Source organism: Kosakonia oryziphila (assembly GCF_900094795.1).
Classification (GTDB): Bacteria; Pseudomonadota; Gammaproteobacteria; order Enterobacterales; family Enterobacteriaceae; genus Kosakonia; species Kosakonia oryziphila.
In genome coordinates, this window is sequence record NZ_FMBC01000063.1 from 1 (window position 1) to 25,762 (window position 25,762).

45 protein-coding genes and 1 rRNA gene are annotated in these 25,762 nt (G+C 50.5%); 40 read left to right on the forward strand and 6 right to left on the reverse strand.

The annotated features are described in order from the left end of the window. The 33 genes from GA0061070_RS21735 to GA0061070_RS21895 form a co-directional block, all read left to right on the forward strand. On the forward strand, nucleotides 1-267 hold a 267-nt coding region (locus tag GA0061070_RS21735), incomplete at its 5' end, for an ATP-binding protein (RefSeq protein WP_167353611.1). Between the two features lie 422 nt (nucleotides 268-689). Next, complete coding sequence (locus GA0061070_RS25245) at nucleotides 690-833, forward strand: hypothetical protein (RefSeq protein WP_167353612.1); 144 nt, start codon at nucleotides 690-692, stop codon at nucleotides 831-833. A 243-nt stretch (nucleotides 834-1,076) separates the two neighbouring features. Continuing rightward, nucleotides 1,077-1,388 (forward strand): 30S ribosomal protein S10, encoded by a 312-nt coding sequence (rpsJ, locus tag GA0061070_RS21745; protein WP_001181005.1) that lies wholly within the window; start codon nucleotides 1,077-1,079, stop codon nucleotides 1,386-1,388. Between the two features lie 32 nt (nucleotides 1,389-1,420). Then, on the forward strand, nucleotides 1,421-2,050 hold the full coding sequence (rplC, locus tag GA0061070_RS21750) for a 50S ribosomal protein L3 (RefSeq protein ID WP_007369810.1): 630 nt from the start codon (nucleotides 1,421-1,423) through the stop codon (nucleotides 2,048-2,050). Nucleotides 2,051-2,060: 10 nt separating this feature from the next. Then, on the forward strand, nucleotides 2,061-2,666 hold the full coding sequence (rplD, locus tag GA0061070_RS21755) for a 50S ribosomal protein L4 (protein ID WP_090138374.1): 606 nt from the start codon (nucleotides 2,061-2,063) through the stop codon (nucleotides 2,664-2,666). Then, entirely contained in the window at nucleotides 2,663-2,965 is a 303-nt protein-coding gene (rplW, locus tag GA0061070_RS21760) for a 50S ribosomal protein L23 (protein WP_000617546.1), read from the forward strand. The genes rplD and rplW overlap by 4 nt, the downstream gene beginning before the upstream one ends. Nucleotides 2,966-2,982: 17 nt before the next feature. Next, nucleotides 2,983-3,804, forward strand: coding sequence for a 50S ribosomal protein L2 (gene rplB, locus GA0061070_RS21765; protein WP_007369812.1), 822 nt, complete (start codon nucleotides 2,983-2,985; stop codon nucleotides 3,802-3,804). A gap of 16 nt (nucleotides 3,805-3,820) precedes the next feature. After that, nucleotides 3,821-4,099, forward strand: a complete 279-nt coding sequence (gene rpsS / locus GA0061070_RS21770; RefSeq protein WP_001138115.1) for a 30S ribosomal protein S19 — start codon at nucleotides 3,821-3,823, stop codon at nucleotides 4,097-4,099. 14 nt (nucleotides 4,100-4,113) lie between these two features. Continuing rightward, on the forward strand, nucleotides 4,114-4,446 hold the full coding sequence (gene rplV, locus GA0061070_RS21775; RefSeq protein WP_007369813.1) for a 50S ribosomal protein L22: 333 nt from the start codon (nucleotides 4,114-4,116) through the stop codon (nucleotides 4,444-4,446). 17 nt (nucleotides 4,447-4,463) lie between these two features. Beyond that, complete coding sequence (gene rpsC, locus GA0061070_RS21780) at nucleotides 4,464-5,165, forward strand: 30S ribosomal protein S3 (RefSeq protein ID WP_000529945.1); 702 nt, start codon at nucleotides 4,464-4,466, stop codon at nucleotides 5,163-5,165. A gap of 12 nt (nucleotides 5,166-5,177) precedes the next feature. Continuing rightward, the gene (gene rplP / locus GA0061070_RS21785; protein WP_007369814.1) at nucleotides 5,178-5,588 is read left to right on the forward strand and encodes a 50S ribosomal protein L16; all 411 of its coding nucleotides are present in this window, start codon (nucleotides 5,178-5,180) and stop codon (nucleotides 5,586-5,588) included. Continuing rightward, complete coding sequence (gene rpmC, locus GA0061070_RS21790) at nucleotides 5,588-5,779, forward strand: 50S ribosomal protein L29 (RefSeq protein ID WP_004388609.1); 192 nt, start codon at nucleotides 5,588-5,590, stop codon at nucleotides 5,777-5,779. The genes rplP and rpmC overlap by 1 nt, the downstream gene beginning before the upstream one ends. Beyond that, nucleotides 5,779-6,033 (forward strand): 30S ribosomal protein S17, encoded by a 255-nt coding sequence (gene rpsQ, locus GA0061070_RS21795; protein ID WP_000130100.1) that lies wholly within the window; start codon nucleotides 5,779-5,781, stop codon nucleotides 6,031-6,033. The genes rpmC and rpsQ overlap by 1 nt, the downstream gene beginning before the upstream one ends. Before the next feature lie 165 nt (nucleotides 6,034-6,198). Then, complete coding sequence (rplN, locus tag GA0061070_RS21800; RefSeq protein WP_035344535.1) at nucleotides 6,199-6,570, forward strand: 50S ribosomal protein L14; 372 nt, start codon at nucleotides 6,199-6,201, stop codon at nucleotides 6,568-6,570. Nucleotides 6,571-6,580: 10 nt separating this feature from the next. Beyond that, nucleotides 6,581-6,895: a 50S ribosomal protein L24 gene (rplX, locus tag GA0061070_RS21805; protein WP_007369816.1), complete on the forward strand. Its 315-nt coding sequence runs from the start codon at nucleotides 6,581-6,583 to the stop codon at nucleotides 6,893-6,895. A 14-nt stretch (nucleotides 6,896-6,909) separates the two neighbouring features. Beyond that, nucleotides 6,910-7,449: a 50S ribosomal protein L5 gene (gene rplE / locus GA0061070_RS21810; protein WP_090138377.1), complete on the forward strand. Its 540-nt coding sequence runs from the start codon at nucleotides 6,910-6,912 to the stop codon at nucleotides 7,447-7,449. Between the two features lie 14 nt (nucleotides 7,450-7,463). Beyond that, nucleotides 7,464-7,769 carry a 30S ribosomal protein S14 gene (gene rpsN / locus GA0061070_RS21815; protein WP_007369817.1) on the forward strand — a complete coding sequence of 102 codons (306 nt, stop codon included), beginning with the start codon at nucleotides 7,464-7,466 and terminating at the stop codon, nucleotides 7,767-7,769. A gap of 33 nt (nucleotides 7,770-7,802) precedes the next feature. Beyond that, nucleotides 7,803-8,195, forward strand: coding sequence for a 30S ribosomal protein S8 (rpsH, locus tag GA0061070_RS21820; RefSeq protein ID WP_090138380.1), 393 nt, complete (start codon nucleotides 7,803-7,805; stop codon nucleotides 8,193-8,195). Between the two features lie 12 nt (nucleotides 8,196-8,207). Then, entirely contained in the window at nucleotides 8,208-8,741 is a 534-nt protein-coding gene (gene rplF, locus GA0061070_RS21825) for a 50S ribosomal protein L6 (protein WP_090138382.1), read from the forward strand. Between the two features lie 9 nt (nucleotides 8,742-8,750). Further along, the gene (rplR, locus tag GA0061070_RS21830; RefSeq protein WP_007369820.1) at nucleotides 8,751-9,104 is read left to right on the forward strand and encodes a 50S ribosomal protein L18; all 354 of its coding nucleotides are present in this window, start codon (nucleotides 8,751-8,753) and stop codon (nucleotides 9,102-9,104) included. A gap of 14 nt (nucleotides 9,105-9,118) precedes the next feature. Next, nucleotides 9,119-9,619: a 30S ribosomal protein S5 gene (gene rpsE, locus GA0061070_RS21835; RefSeq protein WP_007369821.1), complete on the forward strand. Its 501-nt coding sequence runs from the start codon at nucleotides 9,119-9,121 to the stop codon at nucleotides 9,617-9,619. 6 nt (nucleotides 9,620-9,625) lie between these two features. After that, on the forward strand, nucleotides 9,626-9,805 hold the full coding sequence (gene rpmD / locus GA0061070_RS21840) for a 50S ribosomal protein L30 (protein WP_001140434.1): 180 nt from the start codon (nucleotides 9,626-9,628) through the stop codon (nucleotides 9,803-9,805). Nucleotides 9,806-9,808: 3 nt separating this feature from the next. Next, complete coding sequence (rplO, locus tag GA0061070_RS21845; RefSeq protein WP_007369822.1) at nucleotides 9,809-10,243, forward strand: 50S ribosomal protein L15; 435 nt, start codon at nucleotides 9,809-9,811, stop codon at nucleotides 10,241-10,243. A 7-nt stretch (nucleotides 10,244-10,250) separates the two neighbouring features. Next, nucleotides 10,251-11,582 (forward strand): preprotein translocase subunit SecY, encoded by a 1,332-nt coding sequence (gene secY / locus GA0061070_RS21850; RefSeq protein ID WP_007369823.1) that lies wholly within the window; start codon nucleotides 10,251-10,253, stop codon nucleotides 11,580-11,582. 30 nt (nucleotides 11,583-11,612) lie between these two features. After that, a complete protein-coding gene (gene rpmJ, locus GA0061070_RS21855; RefSeq protein ID WP_000868187.1) occupies nucleotides 11,613-11,729 on the forward strand; it encodes a 50S ribosomal protein L36 in 117 nt (38 codons plus the stop codon). A 146-nt stretch (nucleotides 11,730-11,875) separates the two neighbouring features. After that, the gene (gene rpsM / locus GA0061070_RS21860; RefSeq protein ID WP_007369824.1) at nucleotides 11,876-12,232 is read left to right on the forward strand and encodes a 30S ribosomal protein S13; all 357 of its coding nucleotides are present in this window, start codon (nucleotides 11,876-11,878) and stop codon (nucleotides 12,230-12,232) included. Between the two features lie 16 nt (nucleotides 12,233-12,248). Further along, on the forward strand, nucleotides 12,249-12,638 hold the full coding sequence (gene rpsK / locus GA0061070_RS21865) for a 30S ribosomal protein S11 (RefSeq protein ID WP_002919257.1): 390 nt from the start codon (nucleotides 12,249-12,251) through the stop codon (nucleotides 12,636-12,638). 34 nt (nucleotides 12,639-12,672) lie between these two features. Continuing rightward, nucleotides 12,673-13,293, forward strand: coding sequence for a 30S ribosomal protein S4 (gene rpsD / locus GA0061070_RS21870; RefSeq protein WP_003031138.1), 621 nt, complete (start codon nucleotides 12,673-12,675; stop codon nucleotides 13,291-13,293). 25 nt (nucleotides 13,294-13,318) lie between these two features. Further along, entirely contained in the window at nucleotides 13,319-14,308 is a 990-nt protein-coding gene (locus GA0061070_RS21875) for a DNA-directed RNA polymerase subunit alpha (RefSeq protein WP_090138384.1), read from the forward strand. Between the two features lie 40 nt (nucleotides 14,309-14,348). Then, nucleotides 14,349-14,735: a 50S ribosomal protein L17 gene (gene rplQ, locus GA0061070_RS21880; protein ID WP_002919206.1), complete on the forward strand. Its 387-nt coding sequence runs from the start codon at nucleotides 14,349-14,351 to the stop codon at nucleotides 14,733-14,735. A gap of 107 nt (nucleotides 14,736-14,842) precedes the next feature. Next, the gene (locus tag GA0061070_RS21885; RefSeq protein WP_090138386.1) at nucleotides 14,843-15,211 is read left to right on the forward strand and encodes a DnaJ family domain-containing protein; all 369 of its coding nucleotides are present in this window, start codon (nucleotides 14,843-14,845) and stop codon (nucleotides 15,209-15,211) included. Between the two features lie 3 nt (nucleotides 15,212-15,214). Then, nucleotides 15,215-15,646 carry a Zn(2+)-responsive transcriptional regulator gene (zntR, locus tag GA0061070_RS21890; RefSeq protein WP_090138388.1) on the forward strand — a complete coding sequence of 144 codons (432 nt, stop codon included), beginning with the start codon at nucleotides 15,215-15,217 and terminating at the stop codon, nucleotides 15,644-15,646. Between the two features lie 57 nt (nucleotides 15,647-15,703). After that, entirely contained in the window at nucleotides 15,704-15,910 is a 207-nt protein-coding gene (locus tag GA0061070_RS21895) for an alternative ribosome-rescue factor A (protein WP_090138390.1), read from the forward strand. Here the strand turns inward: GA0061070_RS21895 and mscL are convergent, their stop codons facing one another. The 5 genes from mscL to def all read right to left on the reverse strand — a co-directional run bounded on the left by mscL (nucleotide 15,911) and on the right by def (nucleotide 20,683). After that, nucleotides 15,911-16,324, reverse strand: coding sequence for a large-conductance mechanosensitive channel protein MscL (mscL, locus tag GA0061070_RS21900; protein WP_090138392.1), 414 nt, complete (start codon nucleotides 16,322-16,324; stop codon nucleotides 15,911-15,913). It abuts the gene before it with no gap. A gap of 142 nt (nucleotides 16,325-16,466) precedes the next feature. Beyond that, nucleotides 16,467-17,843: a Trk system potassium transporter TrkA gene (gene trkA, locus GA0061070_RS21905; RefSeq protein ID WP_090138394.1), complete on the reverse strand. Its 1,377-nt coding sequence runs from the start codon at nucleotides 17,841-17,843 to the stop codon at nucleotides 16,467-16,469. A gap of 22 nt (nucleotides 17,844-17,865) precedes the next feature. Next, nucleotides 17,866-19,155 carry a 16S rRNA (cytosine(967)-C(5))-methyltransferase RsmB gene (gene rsmB / locus GA0061070_RS21910; RefSeq protein WP_090138413.1) on the reverse strand — a complete coding sequence of 430 codons (1,290 nt, stop codon included), beginning with the start codon at nucleotides 19,153-19,155 and terminating at the stop codon, nucleotides 17,866-17,868. A 48-nt stretch (nucleotides 19,156-19,203) separates the two neighbouring features. Further along, nucleotides 19,204-20,151 carry a methionyl-tRNA formyltransferase gene (fmt, locus tag GA0061070_RS21915; RefSeq protein WP_090138397.1) on the reverse strand — a complete coding sequence of 316 codons (948 nt, stop codon included), beginning with the start codon at nucleotides 20,149-20,151 and terminating at the stop codon, nucleotides 19,204-19,206. Nucleotides 20,152-20,173: 22 nt separating this feature from the next. Beyond that, the gene (gene def, locus GA0061070_RS21920; protein ID WP_090138399.1) at nucleotides 20,174-20,683 is read right to left on the reverse strand and encodes a peptide deformylase; all 510 of its coding nucleotides are present in this window, start codon (nucleotides 20,681-20,683) and stop codon (nucleotides 20,174-20,176) included. Between the two features lie 127 nt (nucleotides 20,684-20,810). On the opposite strand from def, the gene dprA reads away from it, so the two are divergent. From dprA to GA0061070_RS21950, 6 genes are read left to right on the forward strand one after another with little or no spacing between them, the layout of a single operon-like run. Continuing rightward, nucleotides 20,811-21,935 carry a DNA-protecting protein DprA gene (gene dprA, locus GA0061070_RS21925; protein ID WP_090138401.1) on the forward strand — a complete coding sequence of 375 codons (1,125 nt, stop codon included), beginning with the start codon at nucleotides 20,811-20,813 and terminating at the stop codon, nucleotides 21,933-21,935. After that, the gene (gene smg / locus GA0061070_RS21930; protein WP_007369835.1) at nucleotides 21,907-22,380 is read left to right on the forward strand and encodes a DUF494 family protein Smg; all 474 of its coding nucleotides are present in this window, start codon (nucleotides 21,907-21,909) and stop codon (nucleotides 22,378-22,380) included. The genes dprA and smg overlap by 29 nt, the downstream gene beginning before the upstream one ends. A 26-nt stretch (nucleotides 22,381-22,406) precedes the next feature. Beyond that, the gene (locus GA0061070_RS21935; RefSeq protein WP_090138403.1) at nucleotides 22,407-22,964 is read left to right on the forward strand and encodes a DNA topoisomerase family protein; all 558 of its coding nucleotides are present in this window, start codon (nucleotides 22,407-22,409) and stop codon (nucleotides 22,962-22,964) included. Further along, a complete protein-coding gene (gene tsaC / locus GA0061070_RS21940) occupies nucleotides 22,954-23,526 on the forward strand; it encodes an L-threonylcarbamoyladenylate synthase type 1 TsaC (protein WP_090138405.1) in 573 nt (190 codons plus the stop codon). Before GA0061070_RS21935 ends, tsaC begins: the two co-directional genes overlap by 11 nt. A gap of 8 nt (nucleotides 23,527-23,534) precedes the next feature. Next, nucleotides 23,535-24,353, forward strand: a complete 819-nt coding sequence (gene aroE, locus GA0061070_RS21945) for a shikimate dehydrogenase (RefSeq protein WP_090138407.1) — start codon at nucleotides 23,535-23,537, stop codon at nucleotides 24,351-24,353. Next, on the forward strand, nucleotides 24,350-24,607 hold the full coding sequence (locus GA0061070_RS21950; protein WP_090138409.1) for a DUF1488 family protein: 258 nt from the start codon (nucleotides 24,350-24,352) through the stop codon (nucleotides 24,605-24,607). The genes aroE and GA0061070_RS21950 overlap by 4 nt, the downstream gene beginning before the upstream one ends. Here the strand turns inward: GA0061070_RS21950 and GA0061070_RS21955 are convergent. Continuing rightward, nucleotides 24,583-25,137, reverse strand: a complete 555-nt coding sequence (locus tag GA0061070_RS21955; RefSeq protein WP_090138411.1) for a gamma carbonic anhydrase family protein — start codon at nucleotides 25,135-25,137, stop codon at nucleotides 24,583-24,585. The genes GA0061070_RS21950 and GA0061070_RS21955 overlap by 25 nt on opposite strands. A 509-nt stretch (nucleotides 25,138-25,646) precedes the next feature. Here GA0061070_RS21955 and GA0061070_RS21960 point away from each other — a divergent pair. Next, nucleotides 25,647-25,762 (forward strand): 16S ribosomal RNA (locus GA0061070_RS21960); the annotation flags it as partial.

Here is a 25,762-nt window from a genome sequence, read left to right on the forward strand (position 1 = left end):
AGCCTGTTCTTCCGGCTACTGAACCGTCGATATGAAAAAGCGAGCATCATCCTTACGTCAAACAAAGGCTTCGCAGACTGGGGAGAGATGTTTGGAGATAACGTACTGGCAACGGCGATCCTGGATCGGCTGCTGCATCACTCAACCACGCTGAATATCAAAGGAGAAAGTTACCGGTTAAAGGAGAAACGCAAAGCTGGAGTGCTGACCAAAAACGCAACGCCAATCAGTGACGATGAAATGGCGGAAAGCGGACAGCATCATTAAAGAAAGCATCTGGCGGGCATGAAAATGGCAAATAACGGTCACAGATCGTGGCGTTGACAGGCGCAAAGGGATCGGGAAAAAGCGTACTTGCACACGGGGTTATCGCTGCGTGGCCACATCGGGCGCTGACTATCCGGCTTTGGCAGGCGCTGGGTGAAAGCCCGAAGCTAACGCAGGATGAGGGGAAGGTATGAGTGCCAACAAAGAAGCGTATCCAGGCATAGTCGAAACCTTTGTCCGCCCAGACATGCCTGTGACCTTATGGCGCTGTGTGTGGGTTGTTCTTTTCTGGCTGGCATACGGCGCTAGTTGTGTTCTTACTGGCTATTACGCGAGCAGCGGGGGGACTCAGGCATCTCGCTCAGACGCCGCGTCCTCACACTATCACCTGTCAGACGCACATTATTTATAAGAAGCGACCCTTGCCGGAAGCAGAAGAAGATGCAGCAGAGGCTGTTTACAAAGAGAGTGTTGATGAGCAACCTACGACCTCAGAGGTATCTGATGCCAACGCCGATCTCAGGGCGCGGGTAAAGCAGGCGATGGCTGGCATTGACAATGAATAAGTAGCAATGTTGAAAGGTTGGTTAATATCGACGCAGTCGGCTTGCATTATGTCAGTAAATACGTATAATGCGCGGGCTTGTCGTAATTGACAGCGGGTTCGATCTGAACTCTGGCAGTGTTTTTTGCTGCTAACAATGCCTCCAATCGGGGGGCTATGTAAGAACGGTTACACTCTCCCATCAATCGTAATGGGTTTGAGGAGTAATCATTTTCGTTTATAAAATAATTGGAGCTCTGGTCTCATGCAGAACCAAAGAATCCGTATCCGCCTTAAAGCGTTTGATCATCGTCTGATCGATCAATCAACTGCGGAAATCGTCGAGACTGCTAAGCGCACTGGTGCGCAAGTCCGTGGTCCGATCCCGCTGCCGACCCGCAAAGAGCGCTTCACTGTTCTGATCTCCCCGCACGTTAACAAAGACGCGCGCGATCAGTACGAAATTCGCACTCACAAGCGTCTGGTTGACATCGTTGAGCCAACCGAGAAAACCGTTGATGCTCTGATGCGTCTGGACCTGGCTGCCGGTGTAGACGTGCAGATCAGCCTGGGTTAATCAGGTCATCGAGCGATTGAGAGGTTGAAACAATGATTGGTTTAGTCGGTAAAAAAGTGGGCATGACCCGCATCTTCACTGAAGATGGCGTATCTATCCCAGTAACCGTAATCGAAGTTGAAGCAAACCGCGTTACTCAGGTTAAAGATCTGGCTAACGACGGCTACCGCGCTATCCAGGTTACCACCGGTGCTAAAAAAGCTAACCGTGTAACCAAGCCGGAAGCTGGCCATTTTGCTAAAGCTGGCGTAGAAGCTGGCCGCGGCCTGTGGGAATTCCGTCTTGCTGATGGTGAAGAGTTCACCGTAGGTCAGGCGATTAGCGTTGAGCTGTTTGCTGAAGTTAAAAAAGTTGACGTAACTGGCACCTCTAAAGGTAAAGGTTTCGCAGGTACCGTTAAGCGCTGGAACTTCCGTACCCAGGACGCTACCCACGGTAACTCCCTGTCTCACCGCGTTCCGGGTTCTATCGGTCAGAACCAGACTCCGGGCAAAGTGTTCAAGGGCAAAAAAATGGCAGGTCAGCTGGGTAATGAGCGTGTAACCGTTCAGAGCCTGGACGTAGTACGTGTTGACGCTGAGCGCAACCTGCTGCTGGTTAAAGGTGCTGTCCCGGGTGCAACCGGTAGCGACCTGATCGTTAAACCAGCTGTGAAGGCGTGAGGAGATAGCAATGGAATTAGTATTGAAAGACGCGCAGAGCGCGCTGACTGTTTCCGAAACTACCTTCGGTCGTGATTTTAACGAAGCGCTGGTACACCAGGTTGTTGTTGCTTATGCAGCTGGTGCACGTCAGGGTTCTCGTGCTCAGAAGACTCGTGCTGAAGTAACTGGTTCCGGTAAAAAACCGTGGCGCCAGAAAGGTACCGGCCGCGCGCGTTCTGGTTCTATCAAGAGCCCGATCTGGCGTTCTGGTGGCGTGACTTTCGCTGCGCGTCCGCAGGACCACAGTCAAAAAGTTAACAAAAAGATGTACCGCGGCGCGCTGAAAAGCATCCTGTCCGAACTGGTACGTCAGGATCGTCTGATCGTTGTCGAGCAGTTCTCTGTTGAAGCACCGAAAACCAAGCTGCTGGCTCAGAAACTGAAAGACATGGCTCTGGAAGATGTGCTGATCATCACCGGTGAGCTGGACGAGAACCTGTTCCTGGCCGCGCGCAACCTGCACAAGGTTGACGTTCGCGACGCGACTGGTATCGACCCGGTTAGCCTGATCACCTTCGACAAAGTCGTAATGACTGCTGATGCTGTTAAGCAAGTTGAGGAGATGCTGGCATGATTCGTGAAGAACGTCTGCTGAAGGTGCTGCGTGCACCGCACGTTTCTGAAAAAGCGTCTACTGCGATGGAAAAAACTAATACCATCGTTCTCAAAGTTGCTAAAGACGCGACCAAAGCAGAAATTAAAGCTGCTGTGCAGAAACTGTTTGAAGTCGAAGTCGAAGTCGTTAACACCCTGGTAGTTAAAGGGAAAGTTAAACGTCACGGACAGCGTATCGGTCGTCGTAGCGACTGGAAAAAAGCTTACGTCACCCTGAAAGAAGGCCAGAATCTGGACTTCGTTGGCGGCGCTGAGTAAGTCGGAGGAGTAATACAATGGCAGTTGTTAAATGTAAACCGACATCTCCGGGTCGTCGCCACGTAGTTAAAGTGGTTAACCCTGAGCTGCACAAGGGCAAACCTTTTGCTCCGTTGCTGGAAAAAAACAGCAAATCCGGTGGTCGTAACAACAATGGCCGTATCACCACTCGTCATATCGGTGGTGGCCACAAGCAGGCTTACCGTATTGTTGACTTCAAACGCAACAAAGATGGTATCCCGGCAGTTGTTGAACGTCTTGAGTACGATCCGAACCGTTCCGCGAACATCGCGCTGGTTCTGTACAAAGACGGTGAGCGCCGTTACATCCTGGCCCCTAAAGGCCTGAAAGCTGGCGACCAGATTCAGTCTGGCGTTGATGCTGCAATCAAAGCGGGTAACACCCTGCCGATGCGCAATATCCCGGTTGGTTCTACCGTTCATAACGTAGAAATGAAACCAGGTAAAGGCGGTCAGTTGGCACGTTCTGCTGGTACTTACGTTCAGATCGTTGCACGTGACGGTGCTTATGTCACCCTGCGTCTGCGTTCTGGTGAAATGCGTAAAGTTGAAGCTGAGTGCCGCGCGACTCTGGGCGAAGTTGGCAATGCTGAGCATATGCTGCGCGTTCTGGGTAAAGCAGGTGCTGCACGCTGGCGTGGTGTTCGTCCGACCGTTCGCGGTACCGCGATGAACCCAGTAGACCACCCACATGGTGGTGGTGAAGGTCGTAACTTTGGTAAGCACCCGGTAACCCCGTGGGGCGTTCAGACCAAAGGTAAGAAGACCCGCAGCAACAAGCGTACAGATAAATTCATCGTACGTCGCCGTAGCAAATAATTTTAGAGGATAAGCCATGCCACGTTCTCTCAAGAAAGGTCCTTTTATTGACCTGCACTTGCTGAAGAAGGTAGAGAAAGCGGTGGAAAGCGGAGACAAGAAGCCCCTGCGCACTTGGTCCCGTCGTTCAACGATCTTTCCTAACATGATCGGTTTGACCATCGCTGTCCATAATGGTCGTCAGCACGTTCCGGTATTTGTTTCCGACGAAATGGTCGGTCACAAACTGGGTGAATTCGCACCGACTCGTACTTATCGCGGCCACGCTGCTGATAAAAAAGCGAAGAAGAAATAAGGTAGGAGGAAGAGATGGAAACTTTAGCTCAACATCGCCATGCTCGTTCTTCTGCTCAGAAGGTTCGCCTTGTTGCTGACCTGATTCGCGGTAAGAAAGTGTCGCAGGCCCTGGATATTCTGACCTACACCAACAAGAAAGCGGCTGTACTGGTCAAGAAAGTTCTGGAATCTGCCATTGCTAACGCTGAACACAACGATGGCGCTGACATTGACGATCTGAAAGTTGCGAAAATTTTCGTAGACGAAGGCCCGAGCATGAAGCGCGTTATGCCGCGTGCAAAAGGTCGTGCAGATCGCATCCTGAAGCGCACCAGCCACATTACTGTGGTTGTGTCCGATCGCTGAGACTCTGGAGACTAGCAATGGGTCAGAAAGTACATCCTAATGGTATTCGCCTGGGTATTGTAAAACCATGGAACTCTACCTGGTTTGCGAACACCAAAGAATTCGCTGACAACCTGGACAGCGATTTTAAAGTACGTCAGTACCTGACTAAGGAACTGGCTAAAGCGTCTGTATCTCGTATCGTTATCGAGCGTCCGGCTAAGAGCATTCGTGTGACCATTCACACTGCTCGCCCGGGTATCGTTATCGGTAAAAAAGGTGAAGACGTTGAAAAACTGCGCAAGGTCGTAGCGGATATCGCTGGCGTTCCTGCACAGATCAATATCGCCGAAGTTCGTAAACCTGAACTGGACGCAAAATTGGTTGCTGACAGCATTACTTCTCAGCTGGAACGTCGCGTTATGTTCCGTCGTGCTATGAAGCGTGCTGTACAGAACGCAATGCGTCTGGGCGCTAAAGGTATCAAAGTTGAAGTTAGCGGTCGTCTGGGCGGCGCTGAGATCGCACGTACCGAATGGTACCGTGAAGGTCGCGTTCCGCTGCACACTCTGCGTGCTGACATCGACTACAACACCTCCGAAGCGCACACCACTTACGGTGTAATCGGCGTAAAAGTGTGGATCTTCAAAGGCGAGATCCTTGGTGGTATGGCTGCAGTTGAACAACCGGAAAAACCGGCTGCTCAACCTAAAAAGCAGCAGCGTAAAGGCCGTAAATAAGGAGCGTCGCTGATGTTACAACCAAAGCGTACAAAATTCCGTAAAGTGCACAAAGGCCGCAACCGTGGTCTCGCGCAGGGCACGGATGTGAGCTTCGGCACTTACGGTCTGAAAGCTGTTGGCCGTGGTCGTCTGACCGCTCGTCAGATCGAAGCAGCACGTCGTGCTATGACTCGTGCTGTTAAGCGTCAGGGTAAGATCTGGATCCGTGTATTCCCGGACAAACCGATTACCGAGAAGCCGCTGGAAGTTCGTATGGGTAAAGGTAAAGGTAACGTGGAGTATTGGGTTGCCTTGATTCAGCCGGGTAAAGTCCTGTATGAAATGGACGGCGTTCCGGAAGAGCTGGCCCGTGAAGCCTTCGAGCTGGCAGCAGCAAAACTGCCGATTAAAACCACCTTTGTAACTAAGACGGTGATGTAATGAAAGCAAAAGAGCTGCGTGAAAAGAGCGTTGAAGAGCTGAACACCGAGCTGCTTAACCTGCTGCGCGAGCAGTTCAACCTGCGTATGCAGGCTGCAAGTGGCCAGCTGCAACAGACTCACCTGTTGAAGCAAGTGCGTCGTGATGTCGCACGCGTTAAGACTTTACTGACTGAGAAGGCGGGTGCGTAATGACCGATAAAATCCGTACTCTGCAAGGTCGTGTTGTTAGCGACAAAATGGAAAAATCCATTGTTGTTGCTATCGAACGTTTCGTGAAACATCCGATCTACGGTAAATTCATCAAACGTACGACTAAACTGCACGTACATGACGAGAACAACGAATGCGGTATCGGCGACGTGGTTGAAATCCGCGAATGCCGTCCGTTGTCCAAGACTAAATCCTGGACGCTGGTTCGCGTTGTAGAGAAAGCGGTTCTGTAATACAGCACGCGTTCTCAAACGAATAAACGGCTCAGCGATGAGCCGTTTATTTTTTCTACCCATATCCGAGAACCGGTGTTATAATGCCGCGCCCTCGATATGGGGCTTTTTAACGACTCTGATTTTAGGGTCTTCAGTAGTAGTTGACATTAGCGGAGCACTGAAATGATCCAAGAACAGACTATGCTGAACGTCGCCGACAACTCCGGTGCACGTCGCGTAATGTGTATCAAGGTTCTGGGTGGCTCGCACCGTCGCTACGCAGGCGTAGGCGACATCATCAAGATCACCATTAAAGAAGCAATTCCGCGTGGTAAGGTCAAAAAAGGTGATGTGCTGAAGGCGGTAGTGGTGCGCACCAGGAAGGGTGTTCGTCGCCCTGACGGTTCTGTCGTTCGCTTCGATGGCAATGCTTGTGTTCTTCTGAACAACAACAGCGAGCAGCCTATCGGTACGCGTATTTTTGGGCCGGTTACTCGTGAACTTCGTTCTGAGAAGTTTATGAAAATCATCTCTCTGGCACCAGAAGTACTCTAAGGAGCGAATCATGGCAGCTAAAATCCGTCGTGATGACGAAGTTATCGTGTTAACCGGTAAAGATAAAGGTAAGCGCGGTAAAGTAAAAAATGTCCTGTCTTCCGGCAAGATCATTGTTGAAGGTATCAACCTGGTTAAGAAACATCAGAAGCCGGTTCCGGCCCTGAACCAACCGGGTGGCATCGTTGAAAAAGAAGCTGCTATTCAGGTTTCTAACGTTGCAATCTTCAATGCGGCAACCGGCAAGGCTGACCGTGTAGGCTTTAGATTCGAAGACGGTAAAAAAGTCCGTTTCTTCAAGTCTAACAGCGAAACTATCAAGTAATTTGGAGTAGTACGATGGCGAAACTGCATGATTACTACAAAGACGAAGTAGTTAAGAAACTCATGACTGAGTTTAACTACAATTCTGTCATGCAAGTCCCTCGGGTCGAGAAGATCACCCTGAATATGGGTGTTGGTGAAGCGATCGCTGACAAGAAACTGCTGGATAACGCAGCAGCTGATCTGGCAGCTATCTCCGGTCAAAAACCGTTGATCACCAAAGCGCGCAAATCTGTTGCGGGCTTCAAAATCCGTCAGGGCTATCCGATCGGCTGTAAAGTGACTCTGCGTGGCGAACGCATGTGGGAGTTCTTTGAGCGCCTGATCACTATTGCTGTACCGCGTATCCGTGACTTCCGTGGCTTGTCCACTAAGTCTTTCGACGGTCGTGGTAACTACAGCATGGGTGTCCGTGAGCAGATCATCTTCCCAGAGATCGACTACGATAAAGTCGACCGCGTGCGTGGTTTGGATATTACCATTACCACTACTGCGAAATCTGACGAAGAAGGCCGTGCTCTGCTGGCTGCCTTTGACTTCCCGTTCCGCAAGTAAGGTAGGGTTACTTCATGGCTAAGCAATCAATGAAAGCACGCGAAGTTAAACGCGTAGCTTTAGCTGAAAAATACTTCGCGAAACGCGCTGAACTGAAAGCGATCATTTCTGATGTGAACGCTTCCGACGAAGATCGTTGGAATGCTGTTCTCAAGCTGCAGAGTCTGCCGCGTGATTCCAGCCCGTCTCGTCAGCGTAACCGCTGCCGTCAAACTGGTCGTCCGCATGGTTTCCTGCGGAAGTTCGGGTTGAGCCGTATTAAGGTCCGTGAATCCGCTATGCGCGGTGAAATCCCGGGTCTGAAAAAGGCTAGCTGGTAATTGTCACCAATTGAATCACGGGAGTAAAGACAGATGAGCATGCAAGATCCGATCGCGGATATGCTGACCCGTATCCGTAACGGTCAGGCCGCGAACAAAGCTGCGGTCACCATGCCTTCCTCCAGGCTGAAAGTGGCAATTGCCAACGTGCTGAAGGAAGAAGGTTTTATTGAAGATTTTAAAATTGAAGGCGACATCAAGCCGGAACTGGAAGTGACTCTCAAATACTTCCAGGGAAAAGCTGTGGTAGAAAGCATTCAGCGTATCAGCCGCCCAGGTCTGCGCATCTATAAGAAAAAAGATGAGCTGCCGAAAGTTATGGGTGGTATGGGTATCGCAGTTGTTTCTACCTCTAAAGGTGTTATGACTGATCGTGCAGCGCGCCAGGCTGGTCTTGGTGGCGAAATTATCTGCTACGTAGCCTAATCGGAGGAAAAAATGTCTCGTGTTGCTAAAGCACCGGTCGTTATTCCTGCCGGCGTTGATGTAAAAATCAACGGTCAGGTTATCACGATCAAAGGTAAAAACGGCGAGCTGACTCGTACCCTGAACGATGCTGTTGAAGTTAATCATGCAGACAATGCTCTGACCTTCGGTCCGCGTACTGGTTACGTGGATGGTTGGGCTCAGGCTGGTACCGCGCGTGCCCTGCTGAACGCAATGGTTATCGGTGTTACCGAAGGCTTCACTAAGAAGCTGCAGCTGGTTGGTGTAGGTTATCGTGCAGCGGTCAAAGGGAACGTAGTAAACCTGGCACTGGGTTTCTCTCATCCTGTAGACCATCAGTTGCCGGCCGGTATCACTGCTGAATGTCCGACTCAGACTGAAATCGTGCTGAAAGGCGCTGATAAGCAGATGATCGGCCAGGTAGCAGCGGATCTGCGCGCCTACCGTCGTCCTGAGCCGTATAAAGGCAAGGGTGTTCGTTACGCCGACGAAGTCGTGCGTACCAAAGAGGCTAAGAAGAAGTAAGGTAACACTATGGATAAGAAATCTGCTCGTATCCGTCGTGCGACCCGCGCACGCCGCAAGCTCAAAGAGCTTGGTGCGACACGCCTGGTGGTACATCGTACCCCGCGTCATATTTACGCCCAGGTAATCGCATCGAATGGTTCTGAAGTTCTGGTAGCTGCTTCTACTGTAGAAAAAGCTATCGCTGAACAACTGAAGTACACCGGTAACAAAGACGCGGCCGCAGCTGTGGGTAAAGCTGTAGCTGAACGCGCTCTGGAAAAAGGCATTAAAGATGTGTCTTTTGACCGTTCCGGGTTCCAATATCATGGTCGCGTCCAGGCACTGGCAGATGCTGCCCGTGAAGCTGGCCTTCAGTTCTAAAGTAGAGGTGTAAGATGGCTCACATCGAAAAACAAGCTGGCGAACTGCAGGAAAAGCTGATCGCGGTAAACCGCGTATCTAAAACCGTTAAAGGTGGTCGTATTTTCTCCTTCACAGCTCTGACTGTTGTTGGTGATGGTAATGGCCGCGTTGGTTTTGGTTACGGTAAGGCCCGCGAAGTTCCGGCAGCGATCCAGAAAGCGATGGAAAAAGCCCGTCGCAATATGATTAACGTCGCGCTGAACCACGGCACCCTGCAGCACCCGGTTAAGGGTACTCACACGGGTTCTCGTGTATTCATGCAGCCGGCTTCCGAAGGTACCGGTATTATTGCCGGTGGTGCAATGCGCGCCGTTCTGGAAGTCGCTGGGGTTCATAACGTTCTGGCTAAAGCATATGGTTCCACCAACCCGATTAACGTGGTTCGTGCAACTATTGATGGCCTGGAAAATATGAAATCTCCGGAAATGGTCGCTGCCAAGCGTGGTAAATCCGTTGAAGAAATTCTGGGGTAATTGACCATGGCAAAGACTATTAAAATCACTCAAACCCGCAGTGCAATCGGTCGTCTGCCGAAACACAAGGCAACGCTGCTTGGCCTGGGTCTGCGTCGTATTGGTCATACTGTAGAACGTGAGGATACTCCTGCGGTTCGCGGTATGGTCAACGCGGTTTCCTTCATGGTTAAAGTTGAGGAGTAAGAGATGCGTTTAAATACTCTGTCTCCGGCCGAAGGCTCTAAAAAGGCGGGTAAACGCCTGGGTCGTGGTATCGGTTCTGGCCTCGGTAAAACCGGTGGTCGTGGTCACAAAGGTCAGAAATCTCGTTCTGGCGGTGGCGTACGTCGCGGTTTCGAGGGTGGTCAGATGCCACTGTATCGTCGTCTGCCGAAATTCGGTTTCACCTCTCGTAAGGCAATGATCACGGCAGAGATTCGTCTGTCCGATCTGGCTAAAGTAGAGGGCGATGTAGTCGACCTGAACACGCTGAAAGCAGCTAACATTATCGGCATCCAGATCGAGTTCGCGAAAGTGATCCTGGCTGGTGAAGTAGCTCGTCCGGTAACTGTTCGTGGCCTGCGTGTTACTAAAGGCGCTCGTGCTGCTATCGAAGCTGCTGGCGGTAAAATTGAGGAATAAGTAGCAGATGGCTAAACAACCGGGATTAGATTTCCAAAGTGCCAAAGGTGGAATTGGCGAACTGAAACGCAGACTGCTGTTTGTTATCGGTGCGCTGATTGTGTTCCGTATTGGCTCTTTTATTCCGATCCCTGGTATTGATGCCGCTGTACTTGCCAAACTGCTTGAACAACAGCGTGGCACCATCATTGAAATGTTTAACATGTTCTCTGGTGGTGCTCTCAGCCGTGCTTCTATCTTTGCTCTGGGTATTATGCCGTATATTTCGGCATCAATTATTATCCAACTGTTAACGGTCGTTCACCCGGCCCTGGCAGAGCTAAAGAAAGAAGGGGAGTCTGGTCGTCGTAAGATTAGCCAGTACACCCGCTACGGTACCCTGGTGTTGGCTATATTCCAGTCGATCGGTATTGCTACCGGTTTACCGAATATGCCCGGAATGCAGGGCCTGGTAATGAATCCGGGCTTTGCATTCTACTTCACCGCTGTTGTTAGTCTGGTTACAGGAACTATGTTCCTGATGTGGCTCGGCGAACAAATTACTGAACGTGGTATCGGTAACGGTATCTCGATCATTATTTTCGCTGGCATTGTGGCGGGGCTTCCGCCAGCCATTGCCCATACTATCGAGCAAGCGCGTCAAGGCGACCTGCACTTCCTCCTGTTGCTGTTGGTTGCAGTATTAGTATTCGCAGTGACGTTCTTTGTTGTTTTCGTTGAGCGTGGCCAACGCCGCATTGTGGTAAACTACGCGAAACGCCAGCAAGGCCGTCGTGTCTATGCTGCTCAGAGCACACATTTGCCGCTGAAAGTGAATATGGCGGGGGTAATCCCGGCTATTTTTGCTTCCAGTATTATTCTGTTCCCGGCGACCATCGCGTCATGGTTCGGGGGCGGTACTGGTTGGAACTGGCTGACAACAATTTCGCTGTATTTGCAGCCTGGGCAACCGCTTTATGTGTTACTCTATGCGTCTGCAATCATCTTCTTCTGTTTCTTCTACACGGCGTTGGTTTTCAACCCGCGTGAAACAGCAGATAACCTGAAGAAGTCCGGTGCATTCGTACCAGGAATTCGTCCGGGAGAGCAAACGGCGAAGTATATCGATAAAGTAATGACTCGTCTGACTCTGGTTGGTGCGCTGTATATTACTTTTATCTGCCTGATCCCGGAGTTCATGCGTGATGCAATGAAAGTGCCGTTCTACTTCGGTGGGACTTCTCTGCTGATCGTTGTTGTCGTGATTATGGACTTTATGGCTCAAGTGCAAACTCTGATGATGTCCAGTCAGTATGAGTCTGCATTGAAAAAGGCGAACCTGAAAGGCTACGGTCGTTAATGGTCGCCTGAGAAGTTACGGAGAGTAAAAATGAAAGTTCGTGCTTCCGTCAAGAAATTATGCCGTAACTGCAAAATCGTTAAACGTGATGGCGTCATCCGTGTGATTTGCAGTGCCGAGCCGAAACATAAACAGCGCCAAGGCTGATTATTTCGCATATTTTTCTTGCAAAGTTGGGTTGAGCTGGCTAGATTAGCCAGCCAATCTTTTGTATGTCTGTACGTTTCCATTTGAGTATCCTGAAAACGGGCTTTTCAGCATGGTACGTGCAAGTAAAATTATAGGAGTGCATAGTGGCCCGTATAGCAGGCATTAACATTCCTGATCAGAAACATGCTGTGATCGCATTAACTTCGATCTATGGCGTCGGTAAAACCCGCTCCCAAGCCATTCTGGCTGCTGCGGGCATCGCTGAAAATGTTAAGATCAGTGAGCTGTCTGAAGAACAAATCGACACGCTGCGTGACGAAGTTGCCAAATTTGTCGTTGAAGGTGATCTGCGCCGTGAAATTAGCATGAGCATCAAGCGCCTGATGGATCTTGGTTGCTACCGCGGTTTGCGTCATCGTCGTGGTCTCCCGGTTCGCGGTCAGCGTACCAAGACCAACGCACGTACCCGTAAGGGTCCGCGCAAACCGATCAAGAAATAATCGGGGTGATTGAATAATGGCAAAGGCACCAATTCGTGCACGTAAACGTGTAAGAAAACAAGTCTCTGACGGCGTGGCTCATATCCATGCTTCTTTCAACAACACCATCGTTACTATTACTGATCGTCAGGGTAACGCGCTGGGTTGGGCAACAGCCGGTGGTTCCGGTTTCCGTGGTTCTCGCAAATCCACTCCGTTTGCAGCTCAGGTTGCAGCAGAGCGTTGCGCTGAAGCCGTAAAAGAATACGGCATCAAGAATCTGGAAGTTATGGTTAAGGGACCGGGTCCGGGTCGCGAATCTACTATTCGTGCTCTGAACGCCGCTGGTTTCCGCATCACTAATATTACTGATGTGACTCCGATCCCTCACAACGGTTGTCGTCCGCCGAAAAAACGTCGCGTATAACGCGCTCGTTTTCTAGGATTGTTGGAGAAAGAAAATGGCAAGATATTTGGGTCCTAAGCTCAAGCTGAGCCGTCGTGAGGGCACAGACCTGTTCCTTAAGTCTGGCGTTCGCGCGATCGATACCAAGTGTAAAATTGAACAAGCTCCTGGCCAGCACGGTGCGCGCAAACCGCGTCTGTCTGACTATGGTGTGCAGTTGCGTGAAAAGCAAAAAGTTCGCCGTATCTACGGTGTGCTGGAGCGTCAGTTCCGTAACTACTACAAAGAAGCAGCACGTCTGAAAGGCAACACTGGTGAAAACCTGCTGGGTCTGCTGGAAGGTCGTCTGGACAACGTTGTATACCGTATGGGCTTTGGCGCCACTCGTGCAGAAGCACGTCAGCTGGTTAGCCACAAAGCAATCATGGTAAACGGTCGTGTTGTTAACATCGCTTCTTACCAGGTTAGTCCGAATGACGTGGTTAGCATTCGTGAGAAAGCGAAAAAGCAGTCTCGCGTGAAAGCCGCTCTGGAGCTGGCTGAGCAGCGTGAAAAGCCAACCTGGCTGGAAGTTGATGCTGGCAAGATGGAAGGTACGTTCAAGCGTAAGCCGGAGCGTTCTGATCTGTCTGCGGACATTAACGAACACCTGATCGTCGAGCTTTACTCCAAGTAAAGCTTAGTACCAAAGAGAGGACACAATGCAGGGTTCTGTGACAGAGTTTCTAAAACCGCGCCTGGTAGATATCGAGCAAGTGAGTTCGACGCACGCCAAGGTGACCCTTGAGCCTTTAGAGCGTGGCTTTGGCCATACTCTGGGTAACGCACTGCGCCGTATTCTGCTCTCATCGATGCCGGGTTGCGCGGTGACTGAGGTTGAGATTGATGGTGTACTTCATGAGTACAGCACCAAAGAAGGCGTTCAGGAAGATATCCTTGAAATCCTGCTCAACCTGAAAGGGCTGGCGGTGAGAGTTCAGGGTAAAGACGATGTTATTCTTACTCTGAATAAATCTGGCATTGGCCCTGTGACTGCAGCCGACATTACCCACGACGGTGATGTCGAAATCGTCAAGCCGCAGCATGTGATCTGCCACCTGACCGATGAAAACGCAGCTATCAATATGCGTATCAAAGTTCAGCGCGGTCGTGGTTATGTGCCGGCGTCTGCCCGAATTCATTCGGAAGAAGATGAGCGCCCGATCGGCCGTTTACTGGTTGATGCGTGCTACAGCCCTGTAGAGCGAATTGCCTACAATGTTGAAGCAGCACGTGTTGAACAGCGCACCGACCTGGACAAGCTGGTCATCGAAATGGAAACCAACGGCACAATCGATCCTGAAGAGGCGATTCGTCGTGCGGCAACCATCCTGGCAGAACAACTGGAAGCTTTCGTTGATTTACGTGATGTACGTCAGCCGGAAGTTAAAGAAGAGAAACCAGAATTCGATCCGATCCTGCTGCGCCCTGTTGACGATCTGGAATTGACTGTCCGCTCTGCTAACTGCCTCAAGGCAGAAGCTATCCACTATATCGGTGATCTGGTACAGCGTACCGAGGTTGAGTTGCTGAAAACGCCGAACCTGGGTAAAAAATCTCTTACTGAGATTAAAGACGTGCTGGCTTCACGTGGTCTGTCTCTGGGCATGCGCCTGGAAAACTGGCCGCCGGCAAGCATTGCTGACGAGTAACCGGATCACAGGTTAAGGTTTTACTGAGAAGGATAAGGTCATGCGCCATCGTAAGAGTGGTCGTCAACTGAACCGCAACAGCAGCCATCGCCAGGCCATGTTCCGTAACATGGCAGGTTCTTTGGTTCGTCATGAGATCATCAAGACGACTCTGCCGAAAGCCAAAGAGCTGCGTCGCGTAGTTGAGCCGCTGATTACTCTTGCCAAGACTGATAGCGTTGCTAATCGTCGTCTGGCATTCGCCCGTACTCGTGATAACGAGATCGTGGCAAAACTGTTTAACGAGCTGGGCCCGCGTTTCGCGAGCCGTGCCGGTGGTTACACTCGTATTCTGAAGTGTGGCTTCCGTGCTGGTGACAATGCTCCGATGGCTTACATCGAGCTGGTTGATCGCGCCGAGCCGAAAGCAGAAGCTGCTGCAGAGTAATCTGTAGTAACGTAAAAAGACCCGCTTCGGCGGGTTTTTTTATATCCTAAGCATTACTACTTTCCTACAATATTCGTATCTTTCGTGCTCATCCCTGGAGACCCATTATGTGGTTACTTGATCAATGGGCAGAACGGCATATCCTTGATGCCCAAAATAAAGGTGAATTCGACAATCTTCCCGGTTGCGGTGAGCCGCTCACGCTGGATGATGATTCTCATGTTCCTCCAGAGCTTCGAGTTGGCTACCGTTTACTGAAGAATGCTGGCTGTCTACCGCCAGAGCTTGAATACCGTAGAGAAGCGATTGCGCTGGTTGATTTGTTAAATGGCGCGGGGGAAAACCATCCACAGCATCAAGAGTTGCAACGCCGCTTATCTCTACTTGAACTCAAATTGCGGCAGGCAGGTTTAAGTACTGATTTTTTGCGCGGTGATTACGCCACAAAACTGCTGCTAAAGTTGAACGAGGAGTAGCCTGTGTACCGCATTGGTGAAATTGCAAAACTAGCTGAAGTGACGCCGGATACCATCCGCTACTACGAAAAACAACAAATGATGGATCATGAAATACGGACGGAAGGCGGTTTTCGTCTTTATACGGACAGAGATTTGCAACGTCTAAAATTTATCCGCCATGCGCGCCAGCTAGGATTTACGTTAGAAGCGATACGTGAATTACTGTCGATCCGAATTGATCCTGAACATCACACATGTCAGGAGTCGAAGAGTATTGTACAGAACCGTCTGGCTGAAGTGGAAGCGCGTATTGATGAGCTCCAGACAATGCGGCGTTCCCTACAAAAACTGAATGATGCCTGTTGCGGTACTGCGCATAGCAGTGTCTATTGTTCCATTCTGGAAGCGCTGGAACAGGGCGCGAGTAGTAAGCCTGCTTCGTCGACACGTTGATCTTCTCTGCATAGAGATCTACACTTTGGCTGTTTTAATACACAAACTGGAGAAGTTATGAGCCGCTATCAGCACACCAAAGGGCGGATCAACGATAATGCCATTGAGGCATTGTTACATGATCCACTGTTCAGGCAGCGTATTGAGAAAAATAAGAAAGGGAGCTATCAGCGAAAAGAAAAACATGCAAACCGGGGCTTTAAGGAGGCCAGTGGCAAGCAAGCACAACGCTTATTTACCACTGGCCTTCTGGTTTCTGCTTAATTAATTACGATTATTCTGTTCTTTCAGCAGGTCACGGATTTCGCTCAGCAAGACTTCTTCTTTACTTGGCGCCGGTGGAGCTTTAGGTTCTTCTTCCTGTTTGCGTTTTAGCTTATTAATGACCTTGATCGCAAGGAAGATGGCAAAAGCAACGATGATGAAATCAAATATATTCTGGATAAACACGCCGTAATGCATTACGACTGCGGGCACATCGCCTTGTGCATCACGCAACGTTAAGGCAAATTGTTTGAAATCAATTCCGCCGATTAATAATCCAAGTGGCGGCATAATTATATCAGCTACCAGTGAAGAGATGATTTTACCGAATGCTGCACCGATGATCACACCAACGGCCAAATCCACTACATTGCCGCGCATTGCGAACTCGCGGAACTCTTTCAAAATACTCATATCATTCTCCATGTGCAGGCTGTCTGGATAAGTTTAACAAATTACCGTTCAATTTCCATTTGTAGAGATAACTAACCTGATTCCTTAATCCCCTATTAATACAGGGATTAAAAAGGATGCGGATATTCGCATCCTTTGATGATTAAAGGAAGAAGGGGCTTGGCTGGAAGAGTCTTTCAACGTCCGTAATATATTTTTTGTCGGTTAAAAACATAATTACATGGTCGCCCTGCTCAATACGCAAATTATTATTGGCAATCATCACATCGTTGCCACGTACTACCGCGCCAATAATCGTACCGGGCGGGAGTTTGATCTCATCAATAACACGACCCACCACACGAGATGTCGTTTCGTCACCGTGAGCGACAGCCTCGATTGCCTCGGCGACACCACGACGCAATGAAGAAACACCGACAATATCAGCTTTACGCACGTGGCTAAGCAGTGCGGATATTGTTGCCTGCTGCGGTGAAATCGCAATATCAATTACGCTGCCTTGTACCAGATCGACATAAGCACGGCGCTGGATCAGCACCATGACCTTTTTTGCACCCATACGTTTGGCCAACATTGCTGACATAATATTCGCTTCATCATCGTTGGTAACGGCAATAAACAGATCCACTTGGTCGATGTGTTCTTCTGCCAGCAATTCTTGATCCGATGCATCACCATAGAAAACGATGGTGTTTTGTAGTTTTTCTGCCAGTTCTGCGGCACGCTGTTGATCGCGTTCGATCAATTTGACGCTGTAATCTTTCTCCAGTTGGCGTGCCAGACCTGCGCCTATGTTCCCGCCACCAACCAGCATGATGCGTTTGTACGGTTTTTCCAGGCGCTGCAGTTCGCTCATTACTGCGCGAATATGCTGCGATGCGGCAATAAAGAACACCTCGTCTCCGGCCTCTACAATGGTGGAACCTTGCGGGCGAATAGGGCGGTCGTGGCGAAATATGGCCGCAACGCGAGTATCAATATGCGGCATATGTTCGCGCATGGTCGATAATGCATTACCAACGAGCGGCCCACCGTAATAGGCTTTAACTACGGCAAGACTGACTTTCCCCTCGGCGAAATTCACTACTTGCAGTGCTCCCGGATACTCGATCAGCCGATAGATACTATCGATAACCAACTGTTCCGGTGCGATTAGGTGGTCGATCGGCACTGCTTCTGAGTGGAATAGTTTATCGGCATCGCGCACATAGTCTGGCGAACGAATACGTGCAATGCGGTTCGGGGTATTAAACAGTGAATAAGCAACCTGACAGGCAACCATATTGGTTTCATCTGAACTGGTCACAGCGACCAGCATATCGGCATCATCTGCGCCAGCTTCACGTAACACTCGTGGATGCGAGCCATGCCCCTGTACAACGCGGAGATCAAACTTGTCCTGCAGACTGCGCAGACGATCGCCATTGGTATCGACAACGGTAATGTCGTTATTCTCTCCGACCAAGTTTTCCGCCAGCGTACCGCCAACCTGCCCTGCACCCAGAATAATTATTTTCATCTGTTGTGACCCGCTGTTCTCATCACTGTTTAATTATCTTAGCGTAAAAGAAACCGTCGCCTTCTTCCGCTCCCGGCAATTTCTGCAACCCTGGCTGTTCAGGTGTTCCGGTCAAGCTAAGCTGCGCGTCTGGTGTACGCCTGAGGAAGGCTGCAACCTGCTGGCTGTTCTCTTCTGGCAGGATCGAACAGGTTGCGTATACCAGTGTGCCGCCAGATTTTAGATGGGGCCAGATAGCATCCAGTATTTCTGACTGCAACTGCACCAGTTCAGGGATGTCGCGATCGCGACGCAGCCACTTGATGTCCGGGTGTCGACGAATAACCCCCGTTGCAGAGCAAGGAGCATCTACCAGAATACGGTCAAAGGCCTCATCGGTACACCACTGTGACGGGAAACGACCGTCTCCCTGCTTGACCTGTGCTTTCATACCCAGACGTTTCAGGTTGTCGTAAACGCGGGATAAGCGTTTTTCGTCAACATCCACGGCCAGGACGCTGGCTTCCGGCGCCACTTCAAGAATATGCGTTGTTTTCCCGCCCGGCGCAGCACAAAGGTCGAGAATGTGTTCGCCATTTTGCGGAGCGAGAAAGTTAACACAACCCTGTGCTGACGCATCCTGCACCGTGACCCAGCCTTCCGCAAACCCCGGAAGCGCAGTAACGGGGGCTGCCGCAGCCAGACGCACGGCATCCGGGTAACCTGCATGGGTAAACCCGTGCAAACCCTGTTCTTCCAGTAAGGCTAGCCAGCCGTCGCGGGTATGGTGTTGGCGGTTTACACGCAGCCACATTGGTGGACGTTGGTTACTGGCCTCGATGATCTGCTGCCATTGCTGCGGATAAGCTTTTTGTACTCGTTTTAGCAGCCATGCCGGGAACAGATAGCGGTTATCGCTGCTAGCAAATTCCGTTAGTAATTCCTCTTGCTGACGTTGAAACTGACGCAACACGCCATTAATCAGCCCCTTAAGTTGCGGTCGTTTGATGGCAACTGCGCCTTCTACCGTTTCTGCCAGCGCCGCATGCGCAGGAATTCGGGTATGCAGAAGCTGATAAAATCCGACCATAATTAGGTAGTGTACTGTGCGTTGTTTCCCGGTCATCGGACGCGACATCAGCTTATTGATCAGCCAGTCGAGTTGCGGCAGTACACGTAGAACACCGAAGCACAACTCCTGTAGCAGTGCTCTATCTTTGTCAGAAACTTTCTGTTGGAGCTGCGGCAGGATATTGCTAAGTGATTGCCCTTGCTCCATCACCTGCTCGACGGCCTGCGCAGCCATACTGCGTAAATTGTTCTGTTTTTTCATAACCACAAACATAAAAATGCCCGGCAAAACCGGGCTAAGAAATGGGTATCACGCCAGGCGGTTGCCGGGAACAAACCATTCACGCCGCGAGTTCAGGATATCCTGTGCGTTCATGGCTTTTTTACCTGCCGGCTGTAGCGACTCAAGATTCAGTATTCCGTCGGCGGTGGCGATCTGAATACCCGTTTTTGAAGCATCCAGAATCGTACCGGGTTCGGCACGGGTGGCTGAAGGAATCACCGAGGCTTGCCATATTTTCACCGGTTGCTCATCAATCATGAGCCAGCTCATTGGCCACGGATTGAAAGCACGGATGCAGCGTTCAAGCTGTACAGCGCTGAGCGACCAGTCAATGCGAGCCTCTTCCTTGCTCAGCTTCTCTGCGTAAGTGACCAGCGCTTCGTCCTGCATCTGCGGTTGCGCGCTGCCCTGAGCGAGCTGTTGCAGCGTGACAAGTAGCCCCTGTGGGCCCAGTTCCGCTAATTTCGCATACAGCGTGGCACTGGTGTCTTGTGCGGTAATAGGGCATGAAAGCTTATATAGCATATCGCCAGTATCAAGCCCCACATCCATCTGCATAATAGTGACGCCGGTTTCCTCATCGCCAGCCCATAAGGAGCGCTGGATCGGCGCCGCGCCGCGCCAGCGCGGCAGTAGAGAACCATGCACATTGATGCAGCCTTTGCGTGGCATATCCAGAACGGCTTTGGGAAGGATCAAACCATACGCCACTACGACCATAACATCGGCGTTAAGGTCGGCGATCAATTGCTGATTTTCCTGCTGGCGCAGCGACGCTGGCTGGAACACCGGCAAGCCTTTTTCTTCTGCCAGCACTTTCACCGGGCTGGGCATCAGTTTTTTACCGCGGCCGGCGGGGCGATCGGGCTGGGTGAAAACCCCGACGATCTGATGCTCAGAAGACAACAGCGCGTCAAGATGACGCGCTGCAAAGTCAGGTGTGCCGGCGAAAATAATACGTAGAGAATCTGACACGTTTATCCCTTTTTGCCCACATTTAAGCGCGGGCGTTCATGCGATCCAGTTTTTCAACTTTCTGGCGAATGCGCTGACGTTTCATCGGCGACAGGTAATCAATAAACAGTTTACCTACCAGATGATCCATCTCGTGCTGAATACAGATAGCCAGCAGCCCATCAGCTTCCAGTTCGAATGTTTTTCCGTCACGATCCAGCGCACGGACTTTCACTTTTTCAGCGCGAGGTACTAATGCACGTTGTTCCGGAATTGACAGACAGCCCTCTTCGATGCCTGTTTCCCCGCTTTTTTCCAGCAGTTCCGGGTTAATCAGTACCAGCTGTTCATCGCGATTTTCAGAAACGTCGATCACAATAATGCGCTGATGGATATCAACCTGCGTTGCCGCAAGACCAATACCTTCTTCTGTGTACATGGTTTCAAACATATCATCCACAATACGTTGAATGTCCGCATTCACTTCTTTAACCGGTTCGGCGACTTTGCGAAGACGCTCGTCCGGAATATGTAACACATGCAAAACTGCCATAAATATCCAGAGTCATGTTCAGGAGTTGGTAAAAATATTACCTCTATTCTAGACAAAACCCCTGCTGATTGACAGCATCGGTGACCAATCGCAAGGATTGCCAGGACGGCTTGTGGCAGGGAAATGGATGACACTCACAGAGATAGGATTACGTTTACTACAGGTCGGAGACCTGTGCGGCGATAAATGGCTACGTACAGCGCAATGGCTGGAGCAAAACAAGGGAGCAACACCTGAAGAACTTGAGCATTTCGGGCTAACAACGGCGCAGGCCAGGCGTTTTTTCTCTTTGTCGGTGCAGGAACTGGATAAGAGCCTGGACTGGTTGAGCCTGGCGAACCATCATCTTATTTGTGCCAATGATGCTGCGTATCCCGAATCTCTGCGCGCTATTGCTAATTATCCAGGCGGCCTTTTGGTGAAGGGCGAAGTTTCAGCGCTAAAAACTCAACAACTAGCAGTTGTTGGCAGCCGTGCCCATTCCTGGTATGGAGAGCGCTGGGGGCGTCTGTTTTGCGAGGCGCTTGCCCAAAGTGGTTTTACCATTACCAGCGGTATGGCCCTGGGGATCGACAGTATTGCCCACCGGGCTGCGTTGAACGTTGGAGGCAAAAGCGTAGCTGTGTTGGGAAATGGCCTATTTAGCCTCTACCCCCGGCGGCACTCGGCGCTTGCCAGCCAGCTTATTGATTGTGGTGGTGCACTGGTTTCCGAATTTCCCCTTGCGGCGCCCCCCAAACGGGAACATTTTCCTCGACGAAATCGCATTATCAGCGGCCTTAGTCGTGGTGTGCTGGTTGTTGAGGCAGCATTACGCAGCGGATCGCTCGTCACCGCCCGAAGTGCGCTTGAACAAGGCCGTGAGGTTTTTGCGCTGCCCGGCCCGATTGGAAGTCCCGGGAGTGAGGGAACTCACTGGTTAATCAAACAAGGGGCAACTTTAGTGACATCTGCCAGCGAGATCCTCGAAAGTTTGCAATATGGGCTTAACTGGCTACCTGAACCAGGTGGAAATTTATTTTATTCTTCAGATCAAGAAGAGGTGGCATTGCCATTTCCTGAGCTCCTGGCTAACGTAGGAGATGAGGTAACACCTGTTGACGTCGTCGCTGAACGTGCCGGCCAACCTGTGCCAGTCACAGCTGCTCAATTGCTTGAACTGGAGTTAGCAGGATGGATCGCAGCTGTACCCGGCGGCTATGTCCGATTGAGGAGGGCAAGCCATGTTCGACGTACTAATGTACTTGTTTGAGACTTACATCCATAACGAAGCTGAAATGCGTGTGGATCAAGACAAACTGGAACGGGATCTTACCGACGCCGGATTTGATCGTGAAGATATCTACAACGCTCTTTTGTGGCTGGAAAAGTTGGCTGATTATCAGGAAGGCCTTGCCGAACCGATGCAGCTTGCTTCTGATCCGCTCTCAGTTCGTATCTATACTGCTGAAGAGTGTGAAAGGCTGGATGCCAGTTGCCGGGGATTTTTATTGTTCCTTGAGCAGATTCAGGTGCTAAACCTCGAAACCCGAGAAATGGTGATAGAACGTGTGCTGGCGCTGGATACGGCAGAGTTCGATCTGGAAGATCTTAAATGGGTCATCCTGATGGTACTCTTCAATATTCCAGGATGTGAAAATGCATACCAGCAGATGGAAGAATTACTCTTTGAAGTGAATGAAGGTATGCTGCACTAATCATTTTTGCAGCTTCAAGAGTCGTTATGGCCAAATCAGCACTGTTTTCGGTGCGCAACAACGAGCCCTGCCCACAATGCGGGGCTGAACTTGTTATTCGTTCCGGGAAACACGGTCCGTTTCTCGGGTGTTCCCATTATCCGGAATGTGGCTATGTTCGTCCCCTGAAGAGCCAGGCGGATGGACATATTGTTAAAGTTCTGGATGGGCATCTGTGCCCGGACTGTGGTGCGCCGATGGTTTTACGGCAAGGGCGTTTTGGTATGTTTATCGGTTGTAGTCAGTATCCGGAGTGTGAACATACCGAGCTGATTGATAAGCCTGACGATACCGCCATTACCTGCCCGCAGTGTCAGAGCGGACATCTGGTGCAGCGCCGTTCCCGATACGGCAAAACCTTCTATTCCTGCGATCGCTACCCTGATTGCCAGTTCGTTATCAATTTCAAGCCAGTGGCGGGTGAATGTCCTGCATGCCACTACCCACTGCTTATCGAAAAGAAAACCACGCAGGGTGTAAAACGCTTCTGCGCCAGTAAACAATGTGGACAGCCGGTAACGGCGGAACAAACTCGTGAAGAATAACCTGCCAACCGATCCTGTCGCTTCGGCGATCGGGGTTCTGAATAAAGAAGAAGTCATCGCTTATCCAACTGAAGCTGTTTTTGGTGTCGGCTGCGACCCGGACAGTGAAACTGCTGTCTATCGTCTGCTTGAGCTGAAGCAGCGCCCGGTTGATAAAGGCTTAATCCTGATTGCAGCCAACTTTGATCAGCTGAAACCCTATATTGACGACAGCATGTTGACGGACGAACAACGTAAGGCCGTCTTCAGATGCTGGCCTGGCCCGGTAACCTTTGTGTTTCCGGCAAAACCAACTACACCGCGCTGGTTAACCGGGCGTTTTGACTCGCTGGCTGTACGAGTCAGCGATCATCCAATGGTCATTGCACTTTGCACGGCTTACGGTAAACCGCTGGTTTCGACAAGCGCCAATTTATCCGGGTTGCCACCTTGCAGAACGGCGCAAGAGGTTATCGAACAATTTGGTGCCGACTTTCCGGTGATTGAAGCACCAACGGGGGGGCGGCAAAATCCTTCTGAAATCCGTGATGCCCTCACCGGCGAACTTTTTCGCCAAGGATAGATAATAGTATGGAATCTTACGCAGTCTTCGGTAACCCTATTGCTCATAGTAAATCCCCCTTTATCCATCAACAGTTTGCCCTTCAACTTGGCATCGACCATCCCTATGGGCGCGTACTTGCGCCAGTGGATGGCTTTGTGAATGCGCTGGATTCCTTCTTTGCTGCTGGTGGTAAAGGCGCGAACGTTACGGTTCCTTTTAAAGAAGAGGCATTTGTTCGAGCTGATGAACTGACAGAACGCGCAGCGCTGGCTGGTGCGGTAAATACATTAAAGCGCCTTGATGATGGGCGTTTGGTGGGAGATAACACCGATGGCATCGGTCTGCTCAGCGATTTGCAACGGCTGGGTTTTATTCGCCCAGGATTTCGTATCCTGTTGGTTGGCGCGGGAGGTGCGGCGCGCGGCGTATTGCTTCCTCTGTTATCGCTGGATTGTACGATAACGATTACTAACCGAACCTTTTCACGGGCGGAAGAACTGGCGAGGCTCTTCGCTCATACCGGTAGCATCGTTGCCGTGCAAATGGATAATCTTCAAGGACATGAATTCGATCTCATCATCAATGCAACTTCCAGCGGGATTGGTGGGGATATCCCGGCATTACCGTCGGCGCTCGTTCATGCCGGGCTTTACTGCTACGACATGTTCTACCAAAAAGGGAACACACCTTTTCTGGACTGGTGTACAAACCTGGGGGCAAAAAAGTGCGCAGATGGTTTGGGTATGCTGGTGGGGCAGGCTGCACATGCGGTATTGCTGTGGCACGGCGTGTTGCCGGATGTTGAACCAGTCATTCAGGCGCTGAAACAGGAACTGGCGAAATGAATCAGGCTATCCAGTTTCCGGATCGCGAAAAGTGGGATACCTCAATGCAGGCAGTCTGCTTTCCGGCACTGGTTAATGGAATGCAAATGATATGCGCCATTAAAGGTGATGCTCTAAAGCAACGTTTCGGTGTTGAAACGCCGGAGCTGTTTCTGGCGACGTTTCGTGACTATCGCTGGGATCTGGAGGAAGAGGCGGAGCAGTTGATCCGCCAGCAGAAGGAAGATGATCAGGGTATTGTCTGGCTATCCTGATCCAGATACTCATCTTTCCATTTCACATAGTTGTTCGCCGAGTACTTTAATCCTTCTATTTCCGCTTTCTCCAGCGGGCGGATCTGTTTTACCGGGCTTCCCAGATACAAATATCCGCTCTCCAGTCGCTTGTTTTGCGGCACCAGGCTGCCCGCGCCGATCATGACATCGTCTTCAATAACCGCGCCATCCAGCAAAATAGAGCCCATTCCAACCAACACGCGATCACCAATGATGCAGCCGTGGAGCATCACTTTATGCCCAACGGTGACATCTTCGCCGATGATGAGTGGGTTTCCTTCGGGGTTATAAGCGGATTTATGCGTAACATGCAGAACGCTACCGTCCTGAATATTGCTGCGGGCACCGATCTCAACATAATTTACATCACCGCGAATGACGACCATTGGCCAGATGCCGACATCATCGGCAATTCTGACATCACCAATTACCACGCTGCTGCTATCAACCATGACCCGCAAGCCGATTTTAGGGAAAAGATCATTATAGGGACGTAAAACAACTGACATAGCTACCTCATCAAAAACGAGCTGAGATAAAGACTTTGATCGTTAGAAAGGCCTTCTGCAAGCCTTTTAGATGTCATTAAATGCGCAGATCGTACGTGCGCAGATCGTACGGGATCGCAGCAAAAAGAATGAAAAAACAGCAGTCAGAAAAAAAGATCGCAAAAAGACTTGTGCTTAAAATTGGGATCCCTATAATGCGCCTCCGTTGACACGACAACGTGAATCACTTCACGAGATACGTGAATCACTTCACGAGATAGTCGAGCGACGAAAGAGAAAATATCCTGAAAATCAGGGTTGACTCTGAAAGAGGAAAGCGTAATATACGCCACCTCGCGACGAAGCGCTGAAAGCCGCGTCGCAACTGCTCTTTAACAATTTATCAGACAATCTGTGTGGGCACTCAGGTGACATGGATTCTTGATGTCTTCGGACAAAAAATGAATACCAGGTCTCTCGGGTGAACACGTAATTCATTACGAAGTTTAATTCGATGAGCATCAAACTTTAAATTGAAGAGTTTGATCATGGCTCAGATTGAACGCTGGCGGCAGGCCTAACACATGCAAGTCGAACGGTAGCACAGAGAGCTTGCTCTCGGGTGACGAGTGGCGGACGGGTGAGT